Raw genomic sequence first — 3,456 nt, forward strand, 5'->3', positions numbered from 1 at the left:
GATGAGTGACTGGAGTTCAGACGTGTGCTCTTCCGATCTAGCGCACCGTCGACCTGGACGGCGACGGCCGTCCCGACCGGCCCGCCGACCCGACCGTGGCCGGCCCCGTGGCCCGCCCGGTGGACGCCGACGGCGACGGCCGTCCCGACCGGCCGGTGGACATCGACGGCGACGGCCGCCCGGACCGGGAGCCCGACCCGGCGCTGACGAAGAAGCCGCGGGCCAGTCTCCTCGCCACGCTCGGCCTGATCGTGTCCGTGGTCGGCGCGCTCTTCGTGCTCTCCGGCACGCTTGCCGGCTACGGCATCGGGCTGGGCGCGGTCGGCGCGGTGCTGGCCGTGCTGGGCCTGATCGCCACCCGACGCCGGCACGTGGCCGGCAAGACCGACGCGCTGATCGGCGTGGCGGTCGGCATCGCCGCCGTGGTCCTCGGCGTCGTGGCGATGACCGGCCAGTTCGACTGGCCGACCACCGACGGCGAGTGGGTGGGCCGGTTCCGCGAGTGGCTCGACTCACAGTTTGCCGATCGGTTCTGACGGGCACATTTCCGATCGCCGGCGGCGCCGGCGGCCCGACCAGCTCCGGTGGTTCACCGGCCGGGCACAACCTCTTTCGGGGGCGGCGGTTCGCCGCCCCCGAAGTTGTGTCCGGGGTACGGGTGGGCCGCGGCGAGCGTCGACGCAACGTTCCGTCGAGTCGAGCCTTCCACACGCAACGATCCGCTGCTCGACGCACGTTATCGCGGTGGATGTCGTCGCACCGGGGCGCATAACGTTGGACCACGGCGCCAGCCCGTGGGCCGACCGTGGCCGGGCGCGCCCGACCCTGGGAGCACGACATGACGATGGACGCCACCCGCCAGCGCTTCCTCATGTGCCGGCCGACGTACTTCGCCGTCGACTACGCGATCAACCCGTGGATGGACCCCACCGCCCCGGTCGACGCCGACCTGGCGATCCGGCAGTGGGAGCAGCTCCGCCGGACGTACCTCGACCTGGGCCACGACGTCGAGCTGATCGACCCGGTCGCCGGGCTGCCGGACATGGTCTTCGCGGCCAACGGCGGCACCGTGATCGACGACAAGGCGATGGCGGTGCAGTTCCGCGACCCGCAGCGCGCCGACGAGGCGCCCGCCTACCGGGCCTGGTTCGAGGCCGCCGGCTTCGAGATGTACGACCCGAAGCACGTCAACGAGGGCGAGGGCGACGTCCTGCTGGTCGGCGACCACCTGCTCGCCGGCACCGGGTTCCGCACCGCGCACGCCTCGCACGCGCAGCTCCAGGAGGTCTTCGGCTACCCGGTGGTCACCATGCAGCTGGTGGACCCGCGCTTCTACCACCTGGACACCGCGCTCACGGTGCTCGACGAGCGCACCGTGGCCTACCTGCCGGAGGCGTTCTCCCCGGGCAGCCGGGCGGTGCTGCGCCGGCTCTTCCCGGACGCGATCCACGCCAGCATGGCCGACGCCGAGGTGCTGGGCCTGAACGCGGTCAGCGACGGCCGGCACGTGGTGCTGCCCGCGCAGGCCACCGACCTGGCCGCGAAGCTGCGCGACCGGGGTTACGAGACCATCGGGATCGACCTGTCCGAGCTGCGCAAGGCCGGCGGCGGACCGAAGTGCTGCACGTTGCGACTCCGTCAGGGAAAGGCGAGCAAGTGATCATCGACGACATGCTGCGGACTCCGTCCGCGGTCCGGGACGCGGAGCGTCACACGGCGCACAACTACCACCCGCTGCCCGTGGTGATCTCGTCGGCCGAGGGCGCCTGGCTGACCGACGTGGACGGCCGCCGCTACCTGGACTGCCTGGCCGGCTACTCCGCGCTGAACTTCGGCCACCGGCACCCGAAGCTGATCGAGGCCGCGCACGCGCAGCTCGACCGGCTCACGCTGACCAGCCGGGCGTTCATCCACGACCAGTTCGCCGACTTCTGCCGGGAACTCGCCGCGCTCTGCGGCAAGGACCTGGTGCTGCCGATGAACACCGGTGCCGAGGCGGTGGAGACCGGCATCAAGGTCGCCCGCAAGTGGGGCTACCAGGTCAAGGGGGTGGCCCCGGGCCAGGCCAACATCGTGGTGGCGGAGGGCAACTTCCACGGCCGTACCACCACCATCGTCAGCTTCTCCACCGACTCCGACGCGCGGGCCGACTTCGGGCCGTACACGCCGGGCTTCACCGTGGTCCCCTACGGCGACCTGGACGCGCTCACCGCGGCGATCGACGAGAACACGGTGGCCGTGCTGCTGGAGCCGATCCAGGGCGAGCAGGGCGTCGTGGTGCCGCCGGAGGGCTACCTGCCCGGCGTGCGCCAGCTCTGCACCGACCGGAACGTCCTCTTCATCGCCGACGAGATCCAGTCGGGCCTGGGCCGCACCGGCCACACCTTCGCCTGCGACCACGAGGGCGTCGTCCCGGACATGTACCTGCTGGGCAAGGCGCTCGGCGGCGGCATCGTGCCGGTCTCCGCGGTGGCCGCGAACACCGACGTGCTCGGCGTGCTCAAGCCGGGCCAGCACGGCTCGACCTTCGGCGGCAACCCGCTGGCCTGCGCGGTCGCCACCGAGGTGGTCCGGCTGCTCGCCACCGGCGAGTTCCAGCGCCGCTCGGCCGAGCTGGGTGAGCGGCTGAAGACCGGTCTGGAGGCGCTGCTCGGCAAGGGCCTCGTCGCCGTCCGCGTCCGCGGCCTCTGGGCCGGCGTGGACATCGACCCGGCGCTGATGAGCGGCCGGGAGGCCTGCGAGCGGCTGATGGAGCGGGGGGTGCTGGCCAAGGACACCCACGGCTCGACCATCCGGCTCGCCCCGCCGCTGGTGATCACCGAGGACGAGATCGACCACGCGGTGGCGCAGCTCGCCGCCGTGCTGGCCGGCTGACGCCGTACGCGAGAGGGCGCCGGGACCACGACGGTCCCGGCGCCCTCGCGTTCGCCGGTCAGGGGCGCGGCAGCCGCATCGCCATGGTCGGCGCCTCGGCCATGACGGAGTTCGGGGTGTACGTCGCGTCGCTGGCCATCTCGCCGGCGCGGCCGACCTGCACGCCCGGGTAGAGCTCGATCAGGTCGCCCTCGCCCAGCACCCGGGACTGCTGCGGCGGCAGCGGGATCCGGTCCGTCTCGACCATGGACCCGCCCGGCCGTACGCCGGAGCCGTTGGTGCTGGTGTCGGTGACCACCACCTCGCCGCCCCGGCCCAGCGCGAACTGGACGTGGCTGCGGCTGATCCAGCGTCGGGCCTCGTCGTTGAGCCACTGGCCGAGCGTCACCCCGCCCGGCCCGTCCGGCGCCCGCCCGACCGCCACCGGCTCGGTCTCGGTGAGCGCGAAGCGCCGCCGCACCAGCCCGCCGATCCGTACCGCCAGCACCTGGCTGCGCGGACGCGGTCCGCCGTCGGAGAGCCGGGCGCCGTGCCGGGGACACGTCGGCACGCCGGTGCGCAGCGTGGGCGGCGGCTGCTCGG

Annotated in this window: 4 protein-coding genes; 3 read left to right on the forward strand and 1 reads right to left on the reverse strand. The window is 73.2% G+C overall.

Going from position 1 to position 3,456, the window contains the following annotated elements; genetic code table 11:
* The first annotated feature begins 107 nt into the window (after positions 1-107).
* The 3 genes from HUW36_RS28480 to rocD all read left to right on the forward strand — a co-directional run bounded on the left by HUW36_RS28480 (position 108) and on the right by rocD (position 2,874).
* Positions 108-536, forward strand: a complete 429-nt coding sequence (locus tag HUW36_RS28480) for a hypothetical protein (protein WP_246248366.1) — start codon at positions 108-110, stop codon at positions 534-536.
* Positions 537-844: 308 nt separating this feature from the next.
* Positions 845-1,660: a dimethylargininase gene (gene ddaH / locus HUW36_RS28485; protein WP_174530950.1), complete on the forward strand. Its 816-nt coding sequence runs from the start codon at positions 845-847 to the stop codon at positions 1,658-1,660.
* Positions 1,660-2,874: an ornithine--oxo-acid transaminase gene (gene rocD / locus HUW36_RS28490; RefSeq protein WP_174530949.1), complete on the forward strand. Its 1,215-nt coding sequence runs from the start codon at positions 1,660-1,662 to the stop codon at positions 2,872-2,874. The genes ddaH and rocD overlap by 1 nt, the downstream gene beginning before the upstream one ends.
* 58 nt (positions 2,875-2,932) lie before the next feature.
* On the opposite strand, the gene HUW36_RS28495 is transcribed toward rocD, so the two are convergent.
* Positions 2,933-3,456 (reverse strand): FHA domain-containing protein (locus HUW36_RS28495; protein WP_174530948.1); only part of this gene is annotated, 524 nt, incomplete at its 5' end.

Source organism: Micromonospora maritima, assembly GCF_902825405.1.
In the GTDB taxonomy this organism is placed as follows: domain Bacteria; phylum Actinomycetota; class Actinomycetes; order Mycobacteriales; family Micromonosporaceae; genus Micromonospora; species Micromonospora maritima.

What these genes read in the sequence shown, in the direction of transcription:
- ddaH (WP_174530950.1), top strand. Translation starts at nt 845, where the DNA reads ATGGACGCCACCCGCCAGCGCTTCCTCATGTGCCGGCCGACGTACTTC.